Genomic DNA, 26,489 nt, shown 5'->3' with positions numbered 1-26,489 from the left:
AGACCGCCATACCGCCCGCCGAGCGCGAGCGCACCTCGTGACCCCGCTGGTCGTCGCCGCGGTCCTGTTGGCCGCCGTCACCCACGCCAGCTGGAACGCCATCGCGCACGGCATCCGCGACCAGCTGCTGGCCTTCACCCTGGTCGGGGGCGGCGGCGCGGTCTGCGGCCTGGCCCTGGCCGCCTTCACCCCGCTGCCCGCCGCCGGCGCCTGGCCCTACCTGCTGGCCTCCGCCGTGCTGCACATCGTCTACCAGGCCCTGCTGATGCAGTCGTTCCGGCTGGGCGACTTCGGGCAGATGTACCCCATCGCCCGCGGCACCGCGCCGCTGGTCGTCACCGTCCTGGCCGCCGTCTTCGTGCACGAGATCCCCGACGGCTGGGCCCTGGCCGGGGTCGCGCTGGCCTCCGCTGGCCTGGTCGGGGTCGCGCTCTGGGGCATCCGCGGTGCCGGGACCCGGCCGCACTGGCCGGCCCTGCTCGCCGCGCTCGCCACCGGCCTCGCCATCGCCTCCTACACGACCGTCGACGGCCTGGGCGTACGCGCCTCCGGCAGCGCCCTCGGCTACATCGCCTGGCTGATGTTCCTGGAGGGCATCGCGATCCCCGCCTACGCGCTCGCCACCCGCCGCCGCCAACTCCTCACCGAACTGCGCCCCTTCGCACTGCGCGGGCTGGCCGGCGGAGTGCTCTCCGTGTTCGCGTACGGCCTGGTGCTGTGGGCCCAGACCCGCGCCCCGCTGGCGCCGATCGCCGCCCTGCGCGAGTCCTCGATCATCGTGGGCGCCGCCATCGGCGCCCTCTTCTTCAAGGAACGCTTCGGCGCCCCCCGGATCGCGGCGGCGGGCCTGATGGTGCTCGGCATCGGCCTGATGCTGCACACCGGCTGAGGGGCGCCGGGCCGGCGGCTCAGCGGGTACGGACGCGCCGCACCAGGTCGTCCGCGGCCGCCGGCCAGGCGTCGTACGCGAAGGTGAAGCCCGCCTCGCGCAGCCGGCCGGGCACCACCCGGCGGCTCTTGAGCAGGAGTTCGGTGTCGGAGCGCAGGGCGAACGCGCCCAGCTCGGCCATCCACTTCGTGGCCGGCAGCCCCACCGGGACACCCCAGGCGGCCCGCAGCGCGCGCATGAAGTCCCGCTGCGGCAGCGGACCGGGCGCGGCGAGGTTCACCGGCCCGGCGAGGTCGCTCCGGTCGACCAGGAACTCCACCGCGCGGACGAAGTCGTGGTCATGAATCCAGGACACGTACTGGGCGCCGCCCGCGACCGGGCCGCCGAGCCCCAGCCGCGCCAGCCGCAGCAGCACGTCGAACACCCCGGCGCGGTCCGGGCTCATCACCATGGCGGACCGCAGCGCGACCTTGCGGGTGTCCGGGGTGACGGCCTGCTCCTGCGCCCGCTCCCACTCCTTGGCGATCTCCACACTGAACGCCCAGTAGTCCGGGACGCCGGGCTCCGCGCCGCCGATCTCCCCGGTCGCCTCGTCGTGGGACGCGTCGAAGCGGTGGGCGTAGACCGTGGCGGTGCTCATCTGGAGCCAGACGCGGGGCGGCCGTTCGGCCGCCGCGATCGCCTCGCCCACGACCCGGGCCGAGTCCACCCGGGAGCGCATCATCTCCTGGAGGTTGGCCCGGGTGTAGCGGCAACTGACGCTGCGTCCCGCCAGGTTGATCACGACATCGCTGCCGTCGACCGCCGCCGTCCAGGGCCCCGGCGTCCTGCCGTCCCAGGCCACCTCCCCCGCCCGCGCGGGACGCCTGGTCAGCACCACGACCTCGTGCCCCGCCGCGGTCAGCGCACGGTTCAGTATCGCGCCCACCTGCCCGGTCCCACCGGGTATCACCATCTTCATCGGGCCCCCTCGTCACCGGGGCGACACCGCCCCGGACCATCAGATTGCCGCAGCGCCCGCCCCCGTCAACGAGCCGGAGAGACCGCGCCGTCGGCCGACCTCCACAGCGTACGGAGACACCCCCTCCCCCACCCCCACCGGGCCGACCCCGCTCACCAACAGGAGGGTTCGGGGCACCCACCACCCACAACCGGCGGGGTCAGCCCACAACCTCCCCCGCTCCCGCCGAAGGGGGGCACAACTCACGGAAGGAACACGGCGCCGTCACCCGGCAACGTGGGAAACCGCCCGCAACAACGCCTGCGCACGCGGATCAGCCGTAACCCCCCGCTGCATCCCATTGGTCACATAGCCGAATGCCAGCCCCCGCTCGGGATCGGCGCAGGCGAGCGCGCCCCCGCGCCCGGGGTGGCCGAAGGAGCCGGGCGCCAGGAGCGGGGAGGCCGGCCCGTGGAGCATGAAGCCCAGGCCGAACCGCGTCTGGACCAGGAGGGTGCGGTCGAGCCCGGCGGACTCCTCGGTGCGGGCGAGGGTGAGGGTGGCGGGCGCGAAGAGCCGGGAGCGGCCGTCGACGGGGCCGATGAGCGCGGCGTAACAGCGGGCCAGGGAGCGGGCGGTGGCGATGCCCCCAGAGGCGGGCAGCTCGGCGGCGCGGTACTCCGGCGCGTTCTCGTCGGGGTCGGGGGAGATCGCGCCGAAGGCGCGGCGGGTGAGCGAGTCCGGGTCGGCGTAGGCGTCGGTGACGGACTGCTTGGGGCGGACACGGAGGCCCGCCGCGGCGGGCGGGGCCGGGGGCTCGACGGCGGCGATCCGCCCGACCCGGGACCGCTCCGCCTCGGGGAGGCCGATCCACAGGTCGAGGCCGAGCGGCCCGGCTATCTCGTCGGCGACCCAGCTGCCGAGGGTGCGGCCGGTGACCCGCAGCACCAGTTCGCCGAGCAGCCAGCTGTAGGTCTGCGCGTGGTAGCCGTGGTCCGTGCCGGGTTCCCAGGCGGGTGCCTGGGCGGCGAGGGCCGCGGGGCCGCTGGTGCCGTCGAGGGCCTGCGCCGGGGTGAGCGGGGTGTCCAGTACGGGCAGTCCGGCGCGGTGCGAGAGCAGATGGCGGACCAGGACGCGTTCCTTGCCGGCTGCCTTGAACTCGGGCCAGTACGTGCCGACCGGTGCGTCGAGGTCGAGCTGTCCGCGCTGGTGCAGCAGCAGCGGGACGACGGCGGCGATGCCCTTGGTCGCGGAGCGGATCACCTGGGCGGTGCCGGCCTCCCAGCGGGCCGCGCCCGCCGCGTGCTTGCCGGCGTCGCCGTCCCTGGTGCCGCCCCACAGGTCGACGACCTTGCGCCCGTGCCGGTACACGGCGACCGCCGCGCCCCGCTCGCCGCGCCGCGCGAAGTTGGCCATGAAGGCGTCCCGGACCGGCTCGAAGCCGTCCTCGACCGTGCCCTGGACGTCCACCACTGACTCCCGCTTCCCCTGCATCCGTCGCTTTCGTGACCCATCCATGGTGCAACGCGCGGGTCGGTGCTGATGACCAGGACCGCGGGCCGTGGCCTTCGTCACACGCGGGGAGGGCGGCCGGGGGTGCCGGGGAAGAGCGCCGGCGGTGGGTCAGCGCGGGACGTGGACCGACCGCGGGTCGAAGCCGAAGGGCAGCTCCAGCCGGTGGGTGCGCATCAGTTCCTCGTCGCACAGCAGCTCCTGGGTGGTCCCGTCGGCGACGAGCACACCGCCGGAGAGCACGACGGACCGCGGGCACAGCTCCAGTGCGTAGGGCAGGTCGTGGGTGACCATCAGGACGGTGACGTCCAACGACCGCAGGATGTCGGCGAGTTCGCGGCGGGAGGCGGGATCGAGGTTGGAGGACGGCTCGTCGAGGACCAGGATCTCCGGCCGCATCGCCAGCACCGTGGCGACGGCGACCCGGCGGCGCTGCCCGAAGGAGAGGTGGTGCGGCGGCCGGTCGGCGAACTCCGCCATCCCGACCTGGGTGAGCGCCTCGGTGACCCGCTCCTCCAGCTCGGCGCCGCGCAGCCCCGCGGAGGCCGGCCCGAAGGCGACGTCCTCCCGGACGGTGGGCATGAACAGCTGGTCGTCGGGGTCCTGGAAGACGATGCCGACGCGGCGGCGGATCTCGGCGAGATGCTCCCTGGCGACCGGGAGCCCGGCGACCGCGACGCTGCCGGCGCCCGCTTCGAGGATGCCGTTGAGGTGCAGGACGAGGGTGGTCTTGCCGGCGCCGTTGGGCCCGAGCAGGGCGACCCGCTCGCCCCGGCCGATGGTCAGGTCGACGCCGAAGAGCGCCTGGTGCCCGTCGGGGTAGGCGTAGGCGAGCCCGGAGACGGCGAGGGAGGGGGCGGGCGTGGCGGTGCTCAAAGGGTCCATCCCAGGAGGCAGACGGCGAGCGCGGCGAGGGGCAGGGCGGCCGCGCGGGACCATTGTGTGCGGGTGGCGGCGCTGCCGTCGACCACGGGCATGGTGCCGGTGTAGCCGCGGCTGACCATCGCGAGGTGGACGCGCTCACCGCGCTCGTAGGAGCGGATGAACAGCGCCCCGGCGGACTTGGCGAGCACGCCCCAGTGGCGGACGCCGCGCGCTTCGAAGCCGCGGGAGAGCCGGGCGATCCGCATCCGCCGCATCTCGTCGGTGATCACGTCGCCGTAGCGGATCATGAAGGAGGCGATCTGTACGAGCAGCGGCGGCATCCGGAGCCGCTGCAGGCCCAGCAGGAGTTCCCGCAGCTCGGTGGTGGACGCGAGCAGCACGGACGCGGCGACGCCGAGTGTGCCCTTGGCGAGGATGTTCCAGGCGCCCCACAGGCCGGACTCGCTCAGGCTCATCCCGAGGACGGTGACCCGCGGTCCCTCAGCGACGAACGGCATCAGCACGGCGAAGGCGACGAACGGCACCTCGATCAGCAGCCGCTTGAGCAGGAACCCGGCCGGGACCCGGGCGGCCGCCGCCGCGGCCGCGATCAGCAGCGCGTACAGCCCGAACGCCCAGACCGCCTCGCGCGGGGTGGAGACGACGACGAGGACGAAGCAGAAGACCGCCGCGAGCTTGCAGTGCGCCGGCAGCGCGTGCACGGGCGAGTGCCCGTGCCGGTAGAGCTTGTGCGCATGTCCGGCGCCCATGTCAGACGCTCTCCGACGGGTGTCCGGCACCCGCGTCCGGCCGCTCGGCGGTGGCGGCGCTCCGGCGGCGGCGCACCACGACGAAGACGCCCGTGCCCACGGCCAGCGTCGCGCCGACGCCGATGACCCCGGCGAGGCCGCCGGACAGCCGGGGGTCGGTGATGTCCTTGACGCCGTAGTCGGCGAGCGGGGAGTCCTTGGCGGCGTGGTCCTCGGCCTTGGCGTCGATGCCGTGGTCGTGGGCGACCTTCTCCAGGCCGTCGGGGTTGGCGGAGGCGTAGTAGCTGAGGCCGCCCGCGCACACCAGGGCGGCGGCGAGTCCGGCCAGCCAGACGCGGCGGACGGAGCGGCGCGCGGGGGCCGGGTCGGCAGCGGGGACGGGGGCGGCGGCCGGGGCGTCGGCCGGGGTGGTCCCGCCGTCCGGGGTGGCGAGCGGCGAGGTGCGCAGCTCCAGGGGCTTGGTCAGCCCGCGGGCGCCGTAGACCAGGTCGGGGCGCACCGCGATCACAGCGCCGACGGTCAGGGCCGTGATGGCGGCCTCGCCGATGCCGATGAGCAGGTGCACGCCGACCATGGCGGTGAAGACCTTGCCGATCGGCACGTCCGCGGTCCCGCCGAGCGCGTAGAGGGCGGTGAAGGCGACCGCGGCGGCCGGCACCGAGAGCAGGGCGGCGACGAAGGAGGCCACGGTGAGGGAGCGGCGCTTGCGCGGCAGCACCTTCACCAGCCCGCGGAACAGGGCGTAGGCGACCACGGTCGTCACGATCGCCATGTCGGTGATGTTCACGCCCAGCGCGGTCAGCCCGCCGTCGGCGAACAGCACGCCCTGCATCAGCAGCACGACCGAGACGCACAGCACGCCGGTGTACGGGCCGACGAGTATCGCCGCGAGGGCGCCGCCCAGCAGATGTCCGCTGGTGCCGGCCGCGACCGGGAAGTTCAGCATCTGCACGGCGAAGATGAACGCCGCGACCAGTCCGGCCAGCGGCGCCGTCCGCTCGGCGGCCGCGGCGCCGCCCTGCCCCGCACCCGCCAGCTCACGCCGGGCACCGCGCAGGCTGACCGCGACCGCGGCGGCGGCGACCACACCGGTCGCCGCCGACACCGGCGCGTTGATGAATCCATCGGGTACGTGCATCTCGGGTTCTCCGCTCCAGGCTCTGCAACCCACCAATGGTGGTGCCTCCTGCAAACAAGTCGCAAGAGCGCCCATGATGCGGAACGGCCACGACGCCTCCGACAGCGGGTCCCCCCTCCGACAGCCCCAAGGGGAACGCATGTGCGAACGGGTGGCGGGTCGCGCCGCCGGACCGTGCGCGGGGGCGGCCGTCACCCGTCCGGGTTGCCGCCCTCTGCCCGGGCCGAAACGATGGGTGCGTGAGCGATGCACCCGAGGCCGTCGGGCAGCGCCCGGAGCCGGACCCCGCCAAGCCTCGCGGGCGGCTGCGCCGGATGCCGGCCCGGCCGGACCCGCCCGGCGGCTCCTATCTGCGCTTTCCGCATCTGCACGGCGATCTGCTCTGCTTCGCCGCCGAGGACGACCTGTGGATCGCCCCGCTCGCCCCGGACGGCGGGGAGCCCGGCCGCGCCTGGCGGCTGACCGTGGACCGCACCCGCGTCGGCCACCCCCGCTTCTCCCCCGACGGGCGGCAGATCGCCTTCACGACCTGGCGCAGCCTCGACCCTGAGGTCCATCTCGCGGCGGTCGAGGGCGGCCCGGCCCGCCGGCTGACGTACTGGGGCAGCACGGACGCGCGGGTCTGCGGCTGGGCGCCCCCCGACCACGAGGGCCACAGCCACGTCCTGGCGGTCTCCTCGCACGGCCAGCCGTTCTCGTACTACTCGTGGGCCTACAGCGTGCCCACCGACGGCAGCCCCGGCGGCCGGCTGCCCTGGGGGCCGGTCTCCGACATCGCGGTCGCCGATCTCGGAGGGGAGCACCGCACCCTGCTGCTGACCGGCAAGCCGCCGCACGAGCCGGCCTCCTGGAAGCGCTACCGGGGCGGCGCGATGGGCCGGATGTGGCTGCACGGCACCCGGCTGCTGCCGGATCTGCACGGGCACCTGGACTCGGTGATGTTCGTCGGCGGCCGGATCGCGTTCCTCTCCGACCACGAGGGCATCGCCAACGTCTACTCCTGTCTGCCCGACAGCACCGACCTGCGCCGCCACTCCGACCACGCCGACTTCTACGCCCGGCACGCCTCGACCGACGGCGAGCGGATCGTCTACCAGTGCGCCGGTGACCTCTGGCTGATCGACGGCCTCGGCCCGGACGCGGCGGCGCGCAAGCTGGCGGTGCGGCTGGGCGGCCCGCGGGCCGGGCGGCGCGGCTACCAGGTCCCGGCCGCCTCGCACGTCACCGCGCTCGCGGTGGACACGACCGGGCGGGCCAGCGCGGTCGGCGTCCGCGGCAGCCTGTACTGGCTCACCCACCGCGACGGCCCGGCCCGGACCATCCACGACGTCCCCGGCATACGGGTCCGGCTCCCCGAGATGCTGGGCGCCAGCGGCCGGATCGCCTATGTCACCGACGCCGAGGGCGACGACGCGATCGAGATCACCAACCTGCCGCGGGCTGGCGCGCCGGGCGAACCGCGCCGGCTGGCCGCCGGGGAGCTGGGCCGGGTCCACGAGATGACCGCGGCGCCGGACGGCGACCGGCTGGCGGTGGCCGCGCACGACGGCCGGCTGCTGCTGGTGGACGTGGCCCGCCCGGAGGAGGCGGCGGGCACGGAGGAGGCCGGCTCCGGCGGGGTCACCGAGCTGATCCGCTCCGTCAACGGCCCGGTCCGCGACCTGGCGTTCTCCCCCGACTCCCGCTGGCTGACCTGGTCGCACCCCGGCATCGGACGGACCCTGCGGCAGATCAAGATGGCCCGGCTGTCCGACGGGCACATCGTCGACGTCACCAACGGCCGGTTCGAGGACGAGCAGCCGGTGTTCACCCGCGACGGCCGCTATCTGGCGTTCCTGTCCTGGCGCGGCTTCGACCCGGTCTACGACGTGCACACCGGCGACCTGTCGTTCCCGCTGGGCTGCCGCCCGCACCTCGTGCCGCTGTCGTCGGCGACGCCGTCCCCGTTCGCACTGTCCCCGGAGGGCCGCCCCGCCGCGGGCGGTCTGGACCCGGACGAGATCCCTCCGCCGTCCGGTGAGGGGCCGGTGCTGGTCGAGGTGGAAGGGCTGGAGAACCGGGTCACGCCGTTCCCGGTGGCGGCGTCCAAGTACTCGTCCCTGGAGCCGGTCGGCGGCGGCGGGCTGGTCTGGCTGCGCTGGCCGATCTCCGGCGCGCTGGGCGAGACCTTCGCCAACCCTGCCGAGACCTCCGGCCGCCCCACCCTCGAACACTTCGACCTGACCAAGGCCCGGCGCACCGAACTCACCAGCTCCCTGGACGGGTTCGCGCTCAGCGGCGACGGCTCGCGGCTGGTCGTCAACGACGAGGGCGACCTGCGCGCGGTACCGGCGACCGAACCACCCGACAGCGACTCCACGGTCTTCCTGGACCTGCGGCGCATCCTGCACGACGTCGATCCGGTCGCGGAGTGGCACCAGGCGTTCGAGGAGGCGGGCCGGATCACCCGGGCGTACTTCTGGGACCCGCGGATGTGCGGGGTCGACTGGGACGCGGTGCTGGCCCAGTACCGGCCGCTGCTCGACCGGGTCGCCTCCCCCGACGAGTTCGCCGATCTGCTGCGCGAGGTGATGGGCGAACTCGGGACCTCGCACGCCTATGTCACCGGCGCCCGCCGCAACGAGGGACCGCCGCACTACCAGCGCGCCATGGGCCTGCTCGGCGCCAACCTCGTGTGCCGGGACGGCCGTTGGGTGGTCACCCGGATTCTGCCCGGCGAGTCCTCGGACTCCAGGGCCCGTTCCCCGCTGGCCGGTACGGGCATCCGCGAGGACAGCGCGCTCACCCATGTCGACGGCCGCCCGGTGGACCCGGTGACCGGCCCCGCTCCCCTGCTGGCCGCGGCCGGCGGCACCACCGTGGAGCTGACGTTCTCCCCGCCGGACGGCGAGGGCCCGGCCCGCCGGGTCGCGGTGGTCCCGCTGGTCGACGAGCGGCCGCTGCGCTACCAGGACTGGGTGGCCAAACGCCGCGCGGTGGTACGGGAGTTGAGCGGCGGCCGGTGCGGCTATCTGCACATCCCCGACATGGGCGGCTCCGGCTGGGCACAGTTCAACCGCGATCTGCGGATGGAGGTCTCCCGGCCCGCGCTGATCGTGGACGTCCGGGGCAACGCGGGCGGCAACATCTCCGAGCTGGTGATCGAGAAGCTGACCCGCACCATCATGGGCTGGGACCTGACCCGGGACGCCGAGCCCGTCTCGTACACCAGCAACGCGCCGCGCGGCCCCATCGTGGCGGTCGCCGACGAGATGACCTCCTCCGACGGCGACATGATCACCGCGGCCTTCAAGCTCCAGGGCCTCGGCCCGGTGGTCGGCATGCGCACCTGGGGCGGGGTGGTCGGGATGACCGGCCGCCACCGGCTCGCCGACGGCACCGCGATCACCGTCCCGATGAACGCCGCGTGGTTCCGGCTCTACGGCTGGGGCGTGGAGAACCACGGCGTCGAGGTCGACATCGAGGCCCTGCGCTCCCCCCTGCACTGGGCGGAGGGCCGGCACCCCCAGCTGGGCGTCGCGATCCGCACCGCGCTGGAGCTGCTGGAGCGGCATCCGGCGGCCACCCCTCCGGACCTGTCGGACGTGCCGGACCTGCGGCGGCCGCAGCTGCCGCCGCGCAGCGGAGGGACGGCGGAGGCGGCCGGGGCCTGACGCGCACCGGTCCGCGCCGCTGGCCCGCCGTCCGCGCTGACCCGCTGCCCCCGGTGGCCCGTTCGCCTCACTCCGGGCCGATCAGGAACGTCTGGTCGTCCGCTCCCGTGCACGGCCGGGCGAGGGCGGTGACGCCGGGCTCCCGGCCGCCGAGGGTGACGCACCGCCCGGCGCCGTCACCGCTCAGCCGCAGCCGGTACGCCGTCCCGCCGGTCCCCTTCCGCCCGTCGGCGCCCGTCCGCCCGCCGGCCGGTTCCACCCGGAACAACTGCGCGGGCCCGCCCGCCGTGCAGTCGTCCCACGGCTCCAGCAGCCCGTCCAGTCCGGGCTCGCGCAGCAGGACCAGACAGCCCTCGCCGCCGTCACGATGGGTCCACCGGATGCGGTGGTGCCCCGCGCCGGCCGCCGTCAGATGCGTCCGCGGCGGTACGGCCTCGGCACAGGACCGCTGCACGGCGACCGTGCGGTAGCGGCGCGCCCGCAGCACCCGCCCGTCCGTCAGGCACAGGTCCGGAGCCCGCAGCGGACGGATGCGGACCTCGCCGGTGGGCAGCGGCGCCTCCGCCACGGCCTCGTGCCGGGCGGCGTCGCCCCCGGTCAGCAGCGGTACACCGACGGCGAGCAGCAGCACCACCAGCGCGACGGCACCGCTCAGCAGCAGCGGTGTGCGGAACGGGCGGCGGGGCGGGGTGCCGGGGGCGGCGGCCCCGCCGGGCGCCTTACGACCCTCCGGCGGCTCCCCGTGCACCGTCGTCGCCCGCTCCTCGATGTCCTGCCGCGCCGCGAGCCAGGCGCCGACCTCCTCGTCCGCACGGCCGCAGGCCCGCAGGAACGCGGCGAGGAGTTCGGCGCGCGGCAGGGTCCGTCTGCGCAGGACGTCGGCGAGCGTGCTGCGGGCGAGCACCTCGCCCCGTTCCGCCGCCCGCTGTTCGAGCTGACGGTAGGTCAACCCGGACTGGTCCTTGAGCTGTTGCATCAGTCCGACGAGTGCGGCCGCGTCCCCGGCCGCAGCCGGGGATAAGCCGTCGTCGCCCCCCGTGCTCTTCATGCGGGCCATTGAACCGCCGCCGGCCCGGCGGCACAACACCGTCCCCGACGCCGCGTGACCGGACGGCCGGTGCCCAACTGACCTGCACGGACGGCCGGGTGCCGGTCCGAGACGACCGATCATCTTCCGGTTACGTGCTCATTACATGGCGGTCCTAGCGTTCCCGGCCGGGGCCTGCGCACAAGGCCCGGCACCACCCCCACCGCAACGGAGATTCACCCATGGCAATCCGTCACCGGATCGCGCCGCTGGCCGCCGTGCTGGCACTGGCCGGCGGCCTGACCGCCACCGCAGCAGCCCCCGCGACGGCCGCCCCGCCGGCGTCCGGGAAGACCACCGAGGCCGCCGCGGCCGGCGGTACGTACCTCTCCTTCGACAAGAACCAGAGCGACCCGGGCGACTCGCGGCTCTCCCTGATGAAGAGCGTCCCGGACGCCAGGGACACGGTGCTCGCCACGTACCGCGCCGGCTCCGGCGACGGCGGACCCGACGGAAAGAACGAGTGCGCCACCTCGCAGGGCTGGCTGCCGAACGGCACCTACCAGGTGCTGGCCCACGACGCGCACTACAACGGCGGGGACCAGGGGGTGAACGGGAAGGTGATCCACGTCCAGGACAAGGTGTGCGAGAACGGCCGGACCACCCGCGCCGAGCTGTTCGTGCACAGCGAGATGTGGCCCGAGGGCAGCCAGGCCGACCCGCAGCCCGGCAAGGACAGCCCCTACCGCTGGGAAGGCGCCGACGACTACCGCTCGCTGGGCTGCATCAAGCTGAGCCCGGCCGACATCACCCACCTCTTCACCCAGGCCGGACGCCACGGCTGGCCGACGGAGCTCAAGGTCGTCAGCTGACCGCGGCCACCGACTGACCCCGCGGTCACGGGCGTTGGGGGAAACGGGGGAACGGGGCGGCAGGGCAGTGGGGGGAACGGGGCAACACGGTGGGGCGCACCCGGTCGACCGGGTGCGCCCCTTCACGCTTGGCGCGTACGTCGCCGTGCGTGGTGTTCAGGACGAGCCACGTCAGCTCTGGTGACGGCCCTCGGCGGCGTCCATCGCGTCCTGGGCCGGCCGGCGGCCCTGCTGGCCGCGCTCACGGGGCTGCTGGCCGCGGTCCTGGCCGCCCTGGCGCCCGTTCTCACGGTCCTGGCGCTGACCGCCGCGCTCGTGGTCCGGGCGCTGGCCGCGCTCGTGACCCTGCTCGCGAGCGTCGCCCATGGCCATGTGCGCCTGGTCCTTGCGCTCGTTGGCCTTGTCCTGGAACTGGTCCTTGATGCCCATGCTGTTCACTCCTAGTGGGGTGTAAAGGGGGGTTTTGGGCCCCGTTCAGCGTGACACGCCCGGACATTGCTCGCATTTCGATCACGATTGACTACACACCGTGAGTACCGCGAGGGCTCGGCGGCGGCGCGGCCGTGGCTCAGCGGCCGCTCACCGGTCCGCCCGCGCCTTCTCGTCCGCCGCGCCCCCGGCGCCCACCAGCCCGACCCGCATCCCGTCCAGCCGGTCCCCGAAGCGCCGCATCTCGCGCCGCCCCGCCGTCCCGATGAGCGAGGGCAGATATCCGCGGACCGCCTGCATCCCGCGCAGCCAGCCCTGCCCGTAGACATGCGCGGAGCGGCGCTCGATGCCCGCGACGATCCGGTCGACGGCGGGTCCCAGGGGATAGGTGCGGTTCGCCGGCCAGGGCAGCCGGGAGCGCAGTTCGCGCATCACCTCGTCCTGGTCGGCGCCCCGCACCATGTCGGTGTCCGTCCAGCTCAGATAGCCGACGCCGACCCGTACGCCCTTGTGGCCGACCTCCGCGCGCAGACAGTGCGCGAACGCCTCGACACCCGACTTGGACGCGCAGTACGCGGTCATCATCGGCGCCGGGGTGATCGCGGCCAGCGAGGCGATCTGCAGGAAGTAGCCGCGGGACGCCGTGAGGAGGGGGAGGAAGGCGCGGCCGGTGACCGCGCCGCCGATGAGGTTGACCTCGATGACCCGCTTCCAGTCGGCGGGGTCGGAGTCGGCGAACGGCCCGCCGGTCGCCACCCCGGCGTTGGCGACGACCACATCGGCCTTCCCGAAGTGGTCCTTGACCTCGCCCGCCACCCGGGCCATCGCCTCGTGGTCGGTGACGTCGGCGTGCCAGTGGTGCGCCGGGCCGTGCAGACCGGCGGCGACGGCACGCAGTGCGTCCGCTTCCAGGCCGACCAGCGCCAGCGTCGCACCGCGCGCCGACAGCTTCCGCGCGAGCAGCGCACCGACCCCGCGCGCCGCACCGGTCACCACGACGACCTGCCCGGTCAGATCCCTGCTCGCCCTCATGCCGACTCCTCCTTCTTCTGCCGTGCGCCGCCGGGCACTTCGGCGGCCGCTGCCGCCGTCACGCCGGTGCCGCGCAGATGGTCCTGTACGAGCGAGCGCAGCAGCCCGGAGACCGCGCCGGGGTCCTCGATGGGCGTCATGTGGCCCCGCCCCGGCAGCTCGGTCAGCCCGCGGAAGTCGGGGAGGACGGAGGCCAGCCGGCGGGCCTGCACCAGCGGGGTGAGCCGGTCGGCGGTGCCCGCGAGGACCGCGGTCGGCAGCTCCAGCCGGGCGGCGCCACCGGTCAGTTCGAGACCGTCCAGCACGGCGCCCCAGCGGGCCCGTACCCCGGTCGGGCAGCCGTGCACGATCCGGGCGCAGGCCTCGATCTGCTCGGCGGTGGCGCCCGGCCCCATGGTGGCGTACTGCAGGGCCCGCCGGGTGAGCGGCGAGACCGGGCCGAGCGGGGCCCGTGAGCGCAGCATCAGCCGGTGGGCGCGCCGGCGGCCGTTCGGGCCGCGCAGCGGGAACACCCGTGACTCCGCGGGCAGATCGGCGCTGCCGGTGCTGCACAACAGCGCGGCCGCGGCCCGTTCGCGCAGCTGTGGCCGCTCGGCGGCGGCCATGATCGTCATGCCGCCCATGGAGTGGCCGCCCAGCACGGCCCGTTCGCCCGCCGCCAGGGTCGCCTCCAGTACGGCGACCAGGTCGTCGGCGAGGGCATGGGTGCTGTGGCCCGCCGGGCGGGCGGCGGGGCTGCGGCCGTGGCCGCGCTGGTCGTAGAGCACGACCTTGTGGTCGGTGGCCAGGTCGCGGACGACCGGGGCCCAGAAGGCGGTCGAGCAGGTCCAGCCGTGCGCCAGGACGACGGCGGGGGCGGACTCGGGGCCGTGGATCTCGGTGTACACCCGGGCGCCGTCGGCCGAGGTGACGCTCCGCGTCGTACGCGGCACCGGCGGGGCGTACGGGCCGCTGGTGACATGGGCGGGCCGGCGGCTCATACGGCCACCTCCGCGCGCTCGCCGGTGCTCCTGCCCGTGGTGGCGCCGCCCGGTGGCCGCAGCACCTCGTACTCCGCGAGGTCGACCTGCCGGGTGACCTTCTTGAACTCCCCGGTCGTGCCCGGCCAGACGGTGGTGTTGCGGCCATTGGCGTCCAGGTACCAGCTGTCGCAGCCGCCGACGTTCCACACCGTGCGGGTCATCCGCTGCTGGAGCCTGCGGTTCCAGTCCTGGACGGCGGACGGGCGGGCGCTCAGCGCGATCTTGCCGCCGAGGACGTCGAGCTGGCGCATGTAGTCGGCCAGGTAGTTCAGCTGGGCCTCGATCATCAGGATCATCGAGCTGTTCCCGAGGCCGGTGTTGGGCCCGATGATGGTGAGGAAGTTGGGGAAGCCGGCCGCGGTGGCGCCGCGCAGCGCCGCCATCCCGTCCTTCCACTCCTCGGCCAGCGTCGTCCCGTGGGCGCCCGTGACGCGCTGCGCGATCGGCAGGTCCGTCACGTGGAAGCCGGTGCCGAAGACGATCGCGTCGGCCTCGGTCTCGCTCCCGTCGGCGCCGACGAGGGTGCTGCCGCGGACCTCCTTCAGCCCCGCGGAGAACAGGTCCACATTGGGCTGCGCCAGCGCCGGGTAGTAGGTGTTGGAGAGCAGGATGCGCTTGCAGCCGATGCGGTAGTCGGGGGTGAGCGCGGCCCGCAGCGCCGGGTCCTTGACGGCCTTGTTCAGGTGGCTGCGGGCCAGGCGCTCGATCAGGCCCAGCTCGTTGGGGCGCTTGGTGAAGGCGCTGACCTGCAGCTCCCGGATGCCCCACAGCAGCCCGCGGCGCGCGGCCCGGGTCGCCGGGACCTTGGTGTGCAGCCATTTCTCGGCCGCGCTGATCTTGCGGTCGGCGCGCGGCAGCACCCAGGGCGGGGTGCGCTGGAAGAGCGTGAGGCGCTCCACCTCCGGCTGGATGGCCGGCACGATCTGGATCGCCGAGGCCCCGGTGCCGATCATGGCGACGCGCTTGCCGCGCAGGTCGTAGTCGTGGTCCCAGCGGGCGGAGTGCGAGACCTTGCCGGGGAAGGTGTCCAGCCCGGGGATGTCGGGCACCTTCGGGTCCGACAGCGGCCCGGTCGCCGACACCACCACATCCGCGGTCAGCGGCCCGCTCGCGGTCTCCACCTCCCAGTGCAGCGCGTCCCCGTTCCACCGCAGGGCGCGCACCTCCGAGTTGAAGCGGAGGTGCGGGCGCAGCCCGAAGGTGTCGGTGACCCGCTCCAGGTACGCCCGGATGTGCGGCTGCCCGGAGAAGTTCCGCGGCCACTCCGGGTTGGGCGCGAAGGAGAAGGAGTAGAGGTGCGAGGGCACATCGCACGCACACCCCGGATAACTGTTGTCCCGCCAGGTGCCGCCGACCGCGTCGGCCCGTTCCAGGATCACGAAGTCGGTGATCCCCTGGCGCCGCAGCCGGACCGCCGCCCCCAGGCCACCGAAGCCCGATCCGATCACCGCAACCCGCACATGCCTGCGCTCGTGCCCGTCCATCCCGCCGCCTCCCGAGTCCGACGTTCTTCCTGCCATTTTCGGTGCCGTGCCCGCGGGCACGGCGGCCGTCCCAGCCGGCCGGCCAACCGCGCCAGCAATCACTGGCGCAATGGGAGCGTAGGGCAGCCACGTACCGAGCGGTAGGGGGCGGACGGAAGGAAGTTACCGCCGGTCGTACACCCCGGCCCCGATGCACGCCCCCGGCATAGGCTGAACCCGTGGCAGCGAACGAGAACCCCCAGGACGCGCGGACGGAGCCCGCGGACCCCCGCCCCCCGCGCGAACTCCGGATGGCCGACCTGGCCAGGGAAGCCGGCATCACGGTCCGTACGCTGCGCTTCTACCGCGAGCGCAAGCTCATCCCGCCGCCGCGCCGCGAGGGCCGGATCGCCTGGTACAACGAGCACCACCTCGCCCGGCTGCGCACCATCGGCGCCCTCCTGGAGCGCGGCCACACCCTCGGCGGCATCGCCGAACTCCTCGCCGCCTTCGACACCGGCCGCGACGTGGGCGAACTCCTCGGCCTGGAGAACCCCCTGGTCCCGCCCTGGTCCGAGGAGACACCGGTCCGCCTCACCCCCGAGGCACTCGCCGATCACTTCAGCGAGGACATCACTCCCGAGAACCTCAGCACGTCCCTGGACATCGGCTATCTCGCCGTCGACGGCGACGCGTTCGTGCACATCAGCCGCCGCCTCCTGGACGCCTCCACCGAGCTCGTCCACAAGGGCGTCCCGCTGGCCGCCGTCCTGGAGGCCGGCCGCCAGGTACGCGCGCACGCCGACGCCCTCGCCGACGTCTTCACCGACCTGATCCGCACCCACCTCCTGTCCGACGTCCTCGGCCGCCTCGCGGCGTGCGAGGACGTCGCCCCCCACGAGGTCGACCGGATCAGCGAGACCATCGAGAAGCTCCGCCCGCTCTCCAAGGGCGTGGTCGAGGCCGAGCTGTCCATGGCCATGGACCGCCGGGTCCGCGCGGAGGTGGCGAGGTGGCTGCCCCCGGAGAGACCGGCGGGACCGGAGGGGCCGGAGGGGCCGGAGGGGCCGGAGAGACCGGAGGGGCCGGAGAGACCGGACGGACCGGAGGAGAGGTGACCGCGGGCCGCCGGGGGACGGCCTCGCGCCGTCACCGTCCGTAGAGCGCCATGTGGTCCCGCAGCCGCTCCCGGGCGAGGTCCCGGTCGGCCGGGGTCTCCTCGGACGCGACGCGCTGCGCGGCGTAGAGGCGCACCAGCTCGGTCCGTACGTAGTGCCCCTGCGCATGCTCCTCGACCAGGTGCGCGTCGCTCAGCTCGGCGAGGTGGCGGTGGGTACGTTCGGCATCGCGGCCGGCCAGGGCCGCGGCGGCGGGCAGGTCCACGTCCGGGCCGGGGTGGAGCCCGAGGAGGCGGAACAGCCGGGCGGCCCCGCTCGACAGCGCGCGGTAGCTGAGATAGAGGCAGGCCTCCACCGCCAGATCGGCGTCGTGTGCGGACAGTTCCTGGAGCCGGCGGCGCTCGTCGGCCAGCTTCCCGGTCCAGCAGCCCAGTGGCCAGTCGGGGTGCGCCATCAGCCGGGCCGCGGCGATCCGCAGCGCCAGCGGCAGCCGGTCGCAGCGCTCGACGAGCTCCCGGGCGGCCGCCGGGTCCGCCGCGAGACGCGCCGGGCCCAGGGCGTTGCCCAGCAGCTGCAGGGCGTCGTCCGCGGCGAACGGCCCCACCGTGACCAGGGCCGCGCCGTCCCGGACCACCAGCCCGCTCAGCCGCCGCCGGCTGGTCACCACGGCCAGACAGCCCGGCGTCGCGGGCAGCAGCGGGCGCGCCTGTTCCGCCGTGCCGGCGTTGTCCAGCAGCACGAGCATCCGCCGCCCGGCGAGCAGCGCACGGTAGAGCGCCGAGCGCTCCGCCAGACCGTCGGGTATCTGCGCCTCGGGCACCCCCAGGGCCCTCAGGAACATCCCCAGCACGGTGTCGGGCCGCATCGGGGGACGCTCGAACCCCCGCAGATCGGCGAAGAGTTGCCCGTCGGGGAACTCCGCCTGGTGACGGTGCGCCCAGTGCACCGCCAGCGTGGTCTTGCCGGCCCCGCCGCCCCCCGCGAGCACCACACAGTCCGGCCGCGGCAGCCGGTCCAGCGTCTGGTCCAGCGCGACGATCTCCCGCGCCCGTCCACAGAAGTCGGCGATACGGGGCGGGAGTTGGGTGGGCCGGGGCGGGTGCGGAAGCGGGGCGGAGGGGCGGTCGGGGCCGTGGGAGGCGGCCTGGGGGTAGGGGGCAGTCGGGGCGTAGGGGGCGGCGGGGGCGTGCGGGGCGGTGGGGGCGTATGACGTGGTGGGGCCGGGGCCAGGGTGGTCGCCCGGCGCGGCCGGATCGGGGGCGTACGGCGCGGCGGCCCCCGGACCGGAGCGGACGCCGGCCCCGGTGCGCGAGCCGGACCCGGTCCCGGCACCGGCCCCGTGCCCCACCCCCACCCCGCTCCCGGCCCGCGCATGAGTGGCGAAGGGCGGGGTGGCCATGGGCTTCCCGCTGAGCACCGCCAGATAGGTCGCACTGAGCGCCGGGCCGGGGTCGATGCCCAAGTGCTCTTCCAGATGGCGTCTGGTGCGGTGGTAGTGGTCGAGGGCCTCCGCCTGTCTGCCGCTGGCCTGGAGGGCGCGCATCAGGAGCGCGGTCAGCTCCTCGTGCAGGGGGTGCTCCGCGAGCCAGGCGGTCAGCTCCGTGATCAGCTCCCCGTAGCGGCCCAGCATCAGCAGCCTGGAGCCCAGCTCCTGCAGCGCCGCCACCCGCGCCTGCGTCAGCCCGACGCCCAGCATCCGCCGCACCCGCTCACCGGGCACGTCCGCCAGCGCCTCCCCCCGCCACAGCCCGAGCGCCTGGCGCAGTTTGGCGACGGCGGTCCGCGGCTCGTCCTCATAGGCGCCGGACACCAGATACCGGAAGCGGTTGACGTCCACCGCGCACGGATCGGCGAGCAGCGCGTACCCCTGGCCGCGGGTGGCGATCTCGGCCTGGCCGACCAACAGCCGCCGCAGGCGGTGCACATGGTTGTGGACCACGCCTCTCGCCCTGGCCGGCGGGTCCGCGTCCCAGGCCAGGTCGATCATTCTGCTCACCGTGATCACCTGATTGACCTCGCTGATCAGAATCGCCGCCACACTGCGCAGCCGGCCGGTTCCCAAACTCAGCAGTCGCCCATTGTTCACTTCAATTTCAACTGGCCCTAGTAGCCGCAACTGAACCATTGTGACCTCAAGTTCACGCCGCCGGTGGACGCACGGCAAACCGCCCCTTTTTCCAGGAAGACCACCGGTAGGAACACTGGGTTCCGATTCCCTCATTCGCTCTCACTATATGGACACAGTCAGCGAATTGACGAAAAGTCAATAAAACGCGGGCCGTTGCCGGACTCCGTGATCACGACGTGAGCGGATCATGAGCCGGGCCGCGAATCATCGTTTCCGCACCGGCGCAGTGGCATTCCCCAGCGGCTGCCCCGGGCCGCCTCTCCGTCCCCGCAACCGCACCGGGGACGGGGAGGTCTGCCACCCCCTACACATGGAGGACAACCATGTCCCGGAAGAACCTCGTGAAGAAGAGCCTCGCCGCAGCCGCCCTGTGCGCGGCGCTGACCGGCACCGCCGTGGCCTTCCCGGCGACCGCCTCGGCCACGCCGGTGGCCGCCGCCGCGGCCGCGGGCGAGTCGCCCGTCAGCGTCGGCGCCAACGCGAACCTCAACCTCAACGTCGACGTGCTGGGCATCGCCAACAAGATCGAGGCGTCGATCAAGACCGCCCAGAACCGCGAGGGCTTCGTCAAGAGCTTCATGGAGTCGGCGTTCTACGCGGCCGGCGGCAAGTACAACGTCATGGTGCACAACCTGAGCCAGCCGTACGAGGACCACTTCAACGGCGTGAAGTCGTTCGGCACCGCCACCTACGACGGCGTCGTCTACGGCATCTGGGTCTTCGAGGACGGCGAGTTCACGAACCAGGGCGACGGCGGCTACATCAACTGGGCCTTCCGCGGCATCTGGGAGCGCCCCGACAACGGCGGCTACGTGAAGTTCTCCCGCGTCTCCTGAGGCCCCGGTCGCACCACTGACCCGCCTCCCCGCACAACGGCCCGCCGGTCCTCCGGCGGGCCGTTGTGCATACCACCCAAAGGCCCGCAAGACCCCGCACGCCGGAGCAATCCAAGAATTCCGCCGGCTCCGCCTGGACACGGCATACGGAATTGCGGGGGAAGAGGGCGCCGTCACCGCCGAGTGACCGTCGCCATGCAGAGCACGGCGAGCACCACCGCCGGACGGGGCGTCCCGCCGTGACCTACCGCTCGAACACCACCGTCACCGGCGCATGGTCCGACCACCGCTGGTCATGGCCGGCCGCCCGTTCCACGTACGCCTTCGTCGCGCGGGCGGCGAGGCCGGGGGTGGCCATGGCGTAGTCGATGCGCCAGCCCGCGTCGTTGTCGAAGGCGCGGCCCCGGTAGGACCACCACGAGTAGGGCCCGTCGGTGTCCGGGTGCAGTGCGCGGACGACGTCCACGTAGCCGCCGTGGGTCTCGTCCAGGACGTCGGTCAGCCAGGCGCGCTCCTCCGGGAGGAAGCCGGCGTTCTTCCGGTTGGCCTTCCAGTTCTTGAGGTCGGCCTCCTGGTGCGCGATGTTCCAGTCGCCGCACACCACCACCTCACGGCCGTCCGCGGCGGACCGCTTGCGCAGGTCGACGAGGTAGGGCAGGAACTCCGCCATGAAGCGTTCCTTCTCGTCCTGCCGCTCCGTGCCGACCTCGCCGGAGGGCAGATAGAGGCTGGCGACGGTCACGCCGGGCAGGTCCGCCTCGACGTAGCGGCCGCTGCCGTCGAATTCCGCCGAGCCGAAGCCGACCCGGACGCGGTCCGGCTCCCGCCGGGTGTAGAGCGAGACGCCGGCCCGTCCCTTGGCGGCCGCCGGGGCGTGCACGGTGTACCAGCCCGCGGGCTCCCGCACCTCGTCCGGGAGCTGGGCGGCCTCGGCCCGTACCTCCTGCAGGCACACCACGTCCGCCGCGGTCCCCGCCAGCCACGGGACGAATCCCTTCTTGGCCGCGGCGCGCAGCCCGTTCACATTCACAGAGGTCACGGTGAGCATCCGGGCACGATACCCACCCCCGGCGGCTCCTCGCGCCGGGCACCGGCCCGCCCGTACGATTTCTGGAATGGAGATACGCCCCGTCCGCTATGACCACCCCGACGCGGTCACCCTCGACGCCCTGGTGCAGCAGGAGTACGCCTGGCGCTACGGCGACGACGGCGACATCACCCCGCTCGCCCCGGAGATGTTCGCCCCGCCGCGCGGCATGTACCTGATCGCCTACGACGGGGCCCGCCCGGTGGCCACCGGCGGATGGCGGCGACAGGAGGACGCGGCGGAGGGGTACGCGGTCGGCGACGCCGAGATCAAGCGGATGTACGTGGTGCCGGAGGCGCGCGGGCGGGGGCTGGCGCGGCAGATCCTCGCCGCCCTGGAAGCCGACGCACGGGCCGCGGGGCGCTCCCGCATGGTGCTGGAGACGGGGATCAAGCAGCCCGAGGCGCTGGAGCTGTACGCCTCGTGCGGCTATGTACCGGTCAAGAAGTTCGGCCTCTACCGGACGTACGACGACAGCCGCTGCATGGCGAAGTCGCTGGCCGCGGAGGGCTGAGGCGGCCGGACCGCCCCGCTCCCCCGAGCGGGCGGCCGCCCCGACCGCCCGCTCCTCGCACCGCCCCTCCCCTCCCTTTGTTGACAGGCGTCCGGGCCGCTCCCCATACTCATTCCACTAATCAACTAGCTAAAGGGGGGATCTGGGTGAGCGACCCGAGCCCATGGGCCATCGAGGCCGAAGGACTGGGGAAGCAGTACGGTCGCGGCTGGGCGCTGCGGGACTGCTCCTTCCGGCTCCCCGCGGGCCACATCTGCGCCCTCGTCGGCCCCAACGGCGCCGGCAAGAGCACCTTCCTGGGCACCGCGACCCGCCTGGTGCAGCCGACCACCGGCACGCTGAAGCTGTTCGGCGTCCCGGTCTCCGACCCGGAGGTCCTGACCCGGGTCGCCTACCTCGCCCAGGACAAGCCCCTCTACCCCCGCTTCACGGTGGCCGAGACGCTGCGGCTGGGCCGTGAACTCAACCCGCGCTGGGACCAGGAGCTGGCCGAGCGGATCGTCCGCTCCGGCAAGGTGCCGCTCAGCGCCCGCGTCGGCACCCTCTCGGGCGGCCAGCGCACCCGCGTCGCCTTCGCCCTCGCCTTCGGCAAGCGGCCCGAGCTGCTGCTGCTCGACGAGCCGATGTCCGACCTCGACCCGCTCGCCCGGCACGAGCTGTCGGGGCTGCTGATGGCCGAGGCCGCCGAACAGGGCACGACCGTCCTGATGTCGTCCCACATGCTCTCCGAGATGGAGGTCATGTGTGACTACCTCCTCGTCCTCACCGAGGGCCGGCTGCGGATGGCCGGCCAGACCGAGGACCTGATCCCCGCGCACCTGCTGGTGACGGGCGTCGCCGAGGGGGACGACGGGGTGCCCGAGGAGCTGCGCCGGCAGCACACCGTGGTCGAATCGCGGGTCACCGGGCGGCAGTTCAGCGCCCTGGTGCGGGCCGGCGGCCCGCTCTCCGACAGCTGGGAGGTGCTGGCGCCGAGCATGGAGGAGGTCCTGCTGGCCTATCTGCGTGCGCCCGACGCCCCCAGCCTGATCGCGGACGAGGCCCGCGTCGACGGACCGCGGGAGGCCGCGGCGTGAGCACCACCCGCACGTCCGGCGCCGCGGACGTCACGGCCGCGGCGGCCGGGGCGAACGGTACGGCCGGCGGCCGCCGCGGGCTGCTGCGCGGCCTGCCCTGGCTGGTCTGGCGCCGGCACCGCGCCCTGCTGCGCACCACCCTGGTGGTCACCGCCGTCGGCTGCGCCGTCTTCGCCTACCAGCGCATCGGCGTACAGGACTTCCTGCACGACCACGGCGGCACCCCCGACGCCGACGGGCGGCTGTACACCGAGTTCCAGAGCCGGTTCGGCACGATGTTCGGCCTCGACTTCACCCTCGTGCAGTACCTGCCCATCCTCTTCGGGATCTTCCTCGGCGCCCCGCTGATCGCGGCCGAGCAGGAGCACGGCACGGTCAGGCTGGTCACCACCCAGTCGGTGAGCCGCAGCCGCTGGATCGCCGCCGCGCTGGGCCTGCCGCTGGCCGTCGCGGCACTGTGCACCGCCGCACTGTCGGCCGTCCTCACCTGGCTGTGGGCCCCCGCTCACGCCCTGGTCAACGGCGGCGACTGGCTGACCGGCGGCGCCTTCGACAGCACCGGGCCCATCCCTGTCGCCAGGACCCTCTTCCTGGCCGCCTGCGGTGTCGCCCTCGGCATGCTGATCAAGCGGGTGGTGCCGGCCATGGCGGCCACCGCCCTGCTCACCGCGGTCACCGGCCTGCTCTGGGCCGAATGGGTCCGCCCCCGGCTCGGCACCCTGCGCAGCTCCATCTACCCGTACGGCTCCGACAGCGGCCCCGCCCTGCCGCCCGACGCCGTACGGATGGACGACTGGGTGTCCACCGCGGACGGCAGGCTCTACGGCTTCGGCACCTGCTCCGGCGGCGACGCCGAGGCCTGCCGCGCCAAGCTGGGCATCGTCAGCCGGGTGACCCAGTACCTCGACTACGGGCAGCTGGCCGGGATGCAGTGGCTGGGCGCGGCGCTGCTGCTGGCGCTGACCGCCGCGGTGCTGGCGTTCGTCGTCCGGCGGACCCACCGGCGGCCGCTCTGAACGGGCGGCGGCGCGCCGGCCGGGACGGGCGGCCGGACAGGTGTTCCTGCCGTACGGGGCACGTTCCGGGCGGCGCTTTGACACCCGGCACGGCCGGGCCGATCATCAAGCGGTCGGGCAGTCCGGCACCCAGGACGGCACGGACGAAAGCAGCAGAGAGGTGGTGAGCGTCGTCGAATTCCGGATCGACCGGCGCAGCGGTGTCGCCACCTACCTCCAGATCGTGCAGCAGGTCCAGCAGGCACTGCGGTTGGGCGTCCTGGTGGAGGGCGACCGGCTGCCGACCGCCGCACAGGTGGCCGCCACGACCAAGGTCAACCCCAACACGACCCTCAAGGCCTACCGCGAACTGGAACGCGAGGGCCTGGTCGAACCGCGCCCCGGCCTCGGCACCTTCGTCAGCCGCACCCTCGCCCGCCCCCAGTCCGCCGCGGACACCCTGCTCCGCGAGGAACTCCGCGCCTGGATGGACCGGGCACGCGCGGAGGGCCTGGCCCGGGAGGATGTCCAGGCCCTGGTCAGCTCGGTGCTCCAGGACCGCTACCCGGACGGCTGAGGCGGACGGGCGGGGTGACGGGCGGACGGGGCAGGAGCCCTTCGCCGACCCCGGCCGTCCCGAGCACCCGCGGGCGTCCCGAGCACCCGCGGACGGGGCGACGATGCCGCGGCACGGCCCCGCCGCTCCGCCCCCGCTCTCCCGGCTCTCCCCGCTTGACCCTCACCCGACGTCAGGCCGCACTGTGACGGAGCGGCACGGCCCCGGCCACCGGTGACCGCACCACGGAGGACAGCGGGCCGGCCGGACATGACGGGAAGAAGGGCGCTGCGATGAGCTACTCGGTCGGGCAGGTCTCCGGTTTCGCGGGGATCACGGTGCGGACCCTGCACCACTACGACAAGGCCGGCCTGCTCTCCCCCAGCGACCGCAGCCCCGCCGGCTACCGCCTCTACAGCGAGACCGACCTCGCCCGGCTCCAGCAGATCCTCTTCTACCGGGAACTCGGCTTCCCGCTCGACGAGATCGCCACCATCCTGGAGGACCCGCAGGCCAACGCGCTCGACCACCTCCGCGCCCGGCACCGCCTCCTCAACGACCAGATCGCCAAGCTGCACCGGCTGGTCGAGGTCGCCGAACACGCCATGGAGGTCCAGCAGACCGGTGTGGAGCTGACGCCCGAGGAGCGGTTCGAGGTCTTCGGCGAGGTGACCTTCGACCTCACGTACGCCACCCAGGCCCATCTCAAGTGGCAGCACCGCGAGGGCCATCAGCGCTCGATGGCACGGGCCGCCGCGCACTCCAAGGAGGACTGGGCGACGATCATGGCCGAGGCCGCCGACTGGCGCCGACGGCTCCTCGCCGCCTTCGACGCCGGGGAACCGGCCGACGGCACCCCCGCGATGGACCTCGCGGAGGAGCACCGGCAGCACCTCACCCGCTGGTTCACGCCGTGCCCCACCGACATGCACGGCCGGATCGCCGACGACTTCGCCGCCGACCCCCGCGCCTTCGCCCTGCTCGTCCCGCCCACCGAACAACGCCCCGGCCTCGCCCCGTACCTGCGCACCGCCGTCCACGCCAACGCCGTCCGCCGGTCCCCGGCCCACGAGGCCTGACGCACCGCACGAGGGCTCATCGGCTGTACGAGGACTGAGCGCCGTACCGAGGGCTGAGCACCCAACCGGGCTGAGCACCCAGCCCCAGCCCCGGACCGGCCCCACACCGGACACCGCGCACCCCTCACTCGCGCTCGCTCGCCCCCTCCACCCACTCCGCTCGCCCGAAGAAGGCTGACCACCCATGACCAAGATCCTGATCACGGCCGCCGGCTCCTACGGCGACATCGCCCCGTACACCGGCCTGGGCGCCCGGCTCGGCGCCGCCGGACACGAGGTCGCCTTCGCCACCCACGACAGCTACTCCGCGCTTGTACGGGCCGCCGGCCTGGAGTTCCGCCGGCTGCCCGCCGACCCCCGCACCCGTCGCACCGACACCGCGGACACCACAGACGCCACCGGACAGGCACGCCGCACGGGCCCCGGCGGCAAAGGCGCCCTCATGCGCCAGGCCGCCGCCTTCATCAGAGAACTGGGCAGCGGCATCGCCGACGCCGTCCACGACGACACCGGCCTCCTCCTGCTCTCCGCCACCACCGCGCCGCTCGGCCACCACCTGGCGGAGGCGCGCGGCATCCCGTTCCTGGACCTGCCCCTCGTGCCCGGCGCCCCCACGGGTGACTTCCCCCCGGTCGTCAGCGGCGGCCGCTCACTGGGCCGCTGGGGCAACCGCGCCGCCGGCCGGCTCTCCCTCCGCATCATCGACCGCCTCTACGCCGACGCGGCCCGCGAACTGCGCGCCCGCCTCGGACTGCCGCCCGCCACGCCCCGTACGGTCCGCCGCCGCGCCGAGGCCGCCGGCCGGCCGGTCCTGCACGGCTTCAGCGAGGTCCTGGTGCCCCGCCCCACGGACTGGCGGCCCGGCCTCGACATCGTCGGCAACTGGTGGCCCTGGCACGCGCCGGACGCCCAACTCCCGCCCGCCGTGGAGGACTTCCTCGCCGCGGGCCCGCCCCCGGTCTTCATCGGCTTCGGCAGCATGGCGGGCGGCGAGGGCGAGCGCCTGAGCACGATCGCGGCGGCCGCCCTGCGCCGGGCCAAGCTCCGCGGCGTCCTCCAGTCCGGCTGGGCCGGCCTGTCCACCGGGCACACCGCGGCGGACGCCGACCTCCTCACCGTCGGCGAGGTCCCGCACGCCCTCCTCTTCCCGCGGATGGCGGCGGTGGTGCACCACTGCGGCGCCGGCACCGCGGCCGCGGGCGTCCGCGCCGGAGCCCCCACCGTCCCGGTCCCGGTCACCGCCGACCAGCCCTTCTGGGCCGCCCGCCTGTCCGCCCTGGGCGTCGCCACCGCCCCGATCCCCTTCAAGGAGCTGTCCACGGACCGCGCCGTGACCCGCCTGTCCCACGCCCTCACCCAGGCCACCGCCGCCCCGGCCCGCCGCGACCACGCCCGCGCCGCCGCCCACCGCCTCGCCGCCGAGGACGGCGCCGGCGAGGTCCTCAAGGCGGTCGAACGCCTGACGGACTGAGCCCGCGCCGCGAGCACG

The 26,489-nt window shown here is 74.1% G+C and carries 23 protein-coding genes; 11 read left to right on the top strand and 12 right to left on the bottom strand.

Annotated features, from left to right (window positions below):
• The first annotated feature begins 37 nt into the window (after window positions 1–37).
• Window positions 38–889 (top strand): DMT family transporter, encoded by an 852-nt coding sequence (locus ACGFN2_RS18025; protein WP_362609764.1) that lies wholly within the window; start codon window positions 38–40, stop codon window positions 887–889.
• Window positions 890–908: 19 nt separating this feature from the next.
• On the opposite strand, the gene ACGFN2_RS18020 is transcribed toward ACGFN2_RS18025, so the two are convergent.
• From ACGFN2_RS18020 to ACGFN2_RS18000, 5 genes are all read right to left on the bottom strand, one after another.
• On the bottom strand, window positions 909–1,850 hold the full coding sequence (locus tag ACGFN2_RS18020) for a TIGR01777 family oxidoreductase (RefSeq protein WP_393361340.1): 942 nt from the start codon (window positions 1,848–1,850) through the stop codon (window positions 909–911).
• Between the two features lie 264 nt (window positions 1,851–2,114).
• Entirely contained in the window at window positions 2,115–3,302 is a 1,188-nt protein-coding gene (locus ACGFN2_RS18015) for a serine hydrolase domain-containing protein (protein ID WP_393361337.1), read from the bottom strand.
• A gap of 150 nt (window positions 3,303–3,452) precedes the next feature.
• Window positions 3,453–4,226, bottom strand: coding sequence for an energy-coupling factor ABC transporter ATP-binding protein (locus ACGFN2_RS18010; protein WP_393361334.1), 774 nt, complete (start codon window positions 4,224–4,226; stop codon window positions 3,453–3,455).
• Window positions 4,214–4,975, bottom strand: coding sequence for a cobalt ECF transporter T component CbiQ (cbiQ, locus tag ACGFN2_RS18005; protein WP_393361331.1), 762 nt, complete (start codon window positions 4,973–4,975; stop codon window positions 4,214–4,216). Before cbiQ ends, ACGFN2_RS18010 begins: the two co-directional genes overlap by 13 nt.
• Window position 4,976: 1 nt before the next feature.
• Window positions 4,977–6,113, bottom strand: a complete 1,137-nt coding sequence (locus ACGFN2_RS18000) for an energy-coupling factor ABC transporter permease (protein ID WP_393361328.1) — start codon at window positions 6,111–6,113, stop codon at window positions 4,977–4,979.
• Window positions 6,114–6,427: 314 nt separating this feature from the next.
• Here ACGFN2_RS18000 and ACGFN2_RS17995 point away from each other — a divergent pair, with 314 nt between their 5' ends.
• On the top strand, window positions 6,428–9,766 hold the full coding sequence (locus ACGFN2_RS17995; protein ID WP_393361481.1) for a S41 family peptidase: 3,339 nt from the start codon (window positions 6,428–6,430) through the stop codon (window positions 9,764–9,766).
• 67 nt (window positions 9,767–9,833) lie between these two features.
• On the opposite strand, the gene ACGFN2_RS17990 is transcribed toward ACGFN2_RS17995, so the two are convergent.
• Window positions 9,834–10,814 carry an XRE family transcriptional regulator gene (locus ACGFN2_RS17990; RefSeq protein ID WP_362602514.1) on the bottom strand — a complete coding sequence of 327 codons (981 nt, stop codon included), beginning with the start codon at window positions 10,812–10,814 and terminating at the stop codon, window positions 9,834–9,836.
• A gap of 221 nt (window positions 10,815–11,035) precedes the next feature.
• On the opposite strand from ACGFN2_RS17990, the gene ACGFN2_RS17985 reads away from it, so the two are divergent.
• Window positions 11,036–11,665: a hypothetical protein gene (locus ACGFN2_RS17985; protein WP_393361325.1), complete on the top strand. Its 630-nt coding sequence runs from the start codon at window positions 11,036–11,038 to the stop codon at window positions 11,663–11,665.
• 171 nt (window positions 11,666–11,836) lie between these two features.
• Here the strand turns inward: ACGFN2_RS17985 and ACGFN2_RS17980 are convergent, their stop codons facing one another.
• The 4 genes from ACGFN2_RS17980 to ACGFN2_RS17965 form a co-directional block, all read right to left on the bottom strand.
• Window positions 11,837–12,094 (bottom strand): hypothetical protein, encoded by a 258-nt coding sequence (locus tag ACGFN2_RS17980; RefSeq protein WP_362602520.1) that lies wholly within the window; start codon window positions 12,092–12,094, stop codon window positions 11,837–11,839.
• Window positions 12,095–12,244: 150 nt separating this feature from the next.
• Window positions 12,245–13,126, bottom strand: coding sequence for an SDR family oxidoreductase (locus ACGFN2_RS17975; RefSeq protein WP_393361322.1), 882 nt, complete (start codon window positions 13,124–13,126; stop codon window positions 12,245–12,247).
• Window positions 13,123–14,106, bottom strand: a complete 984-nt coding sequence (locus tag ACGFN2_RS17970; protein ID WP_393361319.1) for an alpha/beta fold hydrolase — start codon at window positions 14,104–14,106, stop codon at window positions 13,123–13,125. Before ACGFN2_RS17970 ends, ACGFN2_RS17975 begins: the two co-directional genes overlap by 4 nt.
• On the bottom strand, window positions 14,103–15,632 hold the full coding sequence (locus tag ACGFN2_RS17965) for a flavin-containing monooxygenase (RefSeq protein WP_393361316.1): 1,530 nt from the start codon (window positions 15,630–15,632) through the stop codon (window positions 14,103–14,105). Before ACGFN2_RS17965 ends, ACGFN2_RS17970 begins: the two co-directional genes overlap by 4 nt.
• A gap of 218 nt (window positions 15,633–15,850) precedes the next feature.
• Here ACGFN2_RS17965 and ACGFN2_RS17960 point away from each other — a divergent pair, with 218 nt between their 5' ends.
• Window positions 15,851–16,729: a MerR family transcriptional regulator gene (locus ACGFN2_RS17960; protein WP_393361313.1), complete on the top strand. Its 879-nt coding sequence runs from the start codon at window positions 15,851–15,853 to the stop codon at window positions 16,727–16,729.
• A gap of 31 nt (window positions 16,730–16,760) precedes the next feature.
• Here the strand turns inward: ACGFN2_RS17960 and ACGFN2_RS17955 are convergent, their stop codons facing one another.
• Window positions 16,761–18,815, bottom strand: coding sequence for a BTAD domain-containing putative transcriptional regulator (locus ACGFN2_RS17955; RefSeq protein ID WP_393361310.1), 2,055 nt, complete (start codon window positions 18,813–18,815; stop codon window positions 16,761–16,763).
• Window positions 18,816–19,180: 365 nt separating this feature from the next.
• On the opposite strand from ACGFN2_RS17955, the gene ACGFN2_RS17950 reads away from it, so the two are divergent.
• A complete protein-coding gene (locus ACGFN2_RS17950) occupies window positions 19,181–19,693 on the top strand; it encodes a stress protein (protein ID WP_393361307.1) in 513 nt (170 codons plus the stop codon).
• Between the two features lie 244 nt (window positions 19,694–19,937).
• Here the strand turns inward: ACGFN2_RS17950 and ACGFN2_RS17945 are convergent, their stop codons facing one another.
• Window positions 19,938–20,741, bottom strand: a complete 804-nt coding sequence (locus tag ACGFN2_RS17945) for an exodeoxyribonuclease III (RefSeq protein ID WP_362602538.1) — start codon at window positions 20,739–20,741, stop codon at window positions 19,938–19,940.
• Between the two features lie 67 nt (window positions 20,742–20,808).
• On the opposite strand from ACGFN2_RS17945, the gene ACGFN2_RS17940 reads away from it, so the two are divergent.
• The 6 genes from ACGFN2_RS17940 to ACGFN2_RS17915 all read left to right on the top strand — a co-directional run bounded on the left by ACGFN2_RS17940 (window position 20,809) and on the right by ACGFN2_RS17915 (window position 26,471).
• On the top strand, window positions 20,809–21,294 hold the full coding sequence (locus tag ACGFN2_RS17940; protein ID WP_362602541.1) for a GNAT family N-acetyltransferase: 486 nt from the start codon (window positions 20,809–20,811) through the stop codon (window positions 21,292–21,294).
• A gap of 146 nt (window positions 21,295–21,440) precedes the next feature.
• The gene (locus ACGFN2_RS17935) at window positions 21,441–22,370 is read left to right on the top strand and encodes an ABC transporter ATP-binding protein (RefSeq protein ID WP_393361303.1); all 930 of its coding nucleotides are present in this window, start codon (window positions 21,441–21,443) and stop codon (window positions 22,368–22,370) included.
• Window positions 22,367–23,386: an ABC transporter permease gene (locus ACGFN2_RS17930; protein ID WP_393361300.1), complete on the top strand. Its 1,020-nt coding sequence runs from the start codon at window positions 22,367–22,369 to the stop codon at window positions 23,384–23,386. Before ACGFN2_RS17935 ends, ACGFN2_RS17930 begins: the two co-directional genes overlap by 4 nt.
• Window positions 23,387–23,546: 160 nt before the next feature.
• Complete coding sequence (locus ACGFN2_RS17925) at window positions 23,547–23,942, top strand: GntR family transcriptional regulator (RefSeq protein WP_362602551.1); 396 nt, start codon at window positions 23,547–23,549, stop codon at window positions 23,940–23,942.
• Between the two features lie 272 nt (window positions 23,943–24,214).
• Window positions 24,215–25,000: a MerR family transcriptional regulator gene (locus ACGFN2_RS17920; RefSeq protein WP_362602554.1), complete on the top strand. Its 786-nt coding sequence runs from the start codon at window positions 24,215–24,217 to the stop codon at window positions 24,998–25,000.
• A gap of 184 nt (window positions 25,001–25,184) precedes the next feature.
• Window positions 25,185–26,471, top strand: a complete 1,287-nt coding sequence (locus ACGFN2_RS17915; RefSeq protein ID WP_393361297.1) for a glycosyltransferase — start codon at window positions 25,185–25,187, stop codon at window positions 26,469–26,471.
• Window positions 26,472–26,489 lie beyond the last annotated feature (18 nt).

The organism is Streptomyces sp. NPDC048612, assembly GCF_043199295.1.
Classification (GTDB): Bacteria; Actinomycetota; Actinomycetes; order Streptomycetales; family Streptomycetaceae; genus Streptomyces.
This window is presented reverse-complemented; position numbering and strand designations above follow the sequence as displayed.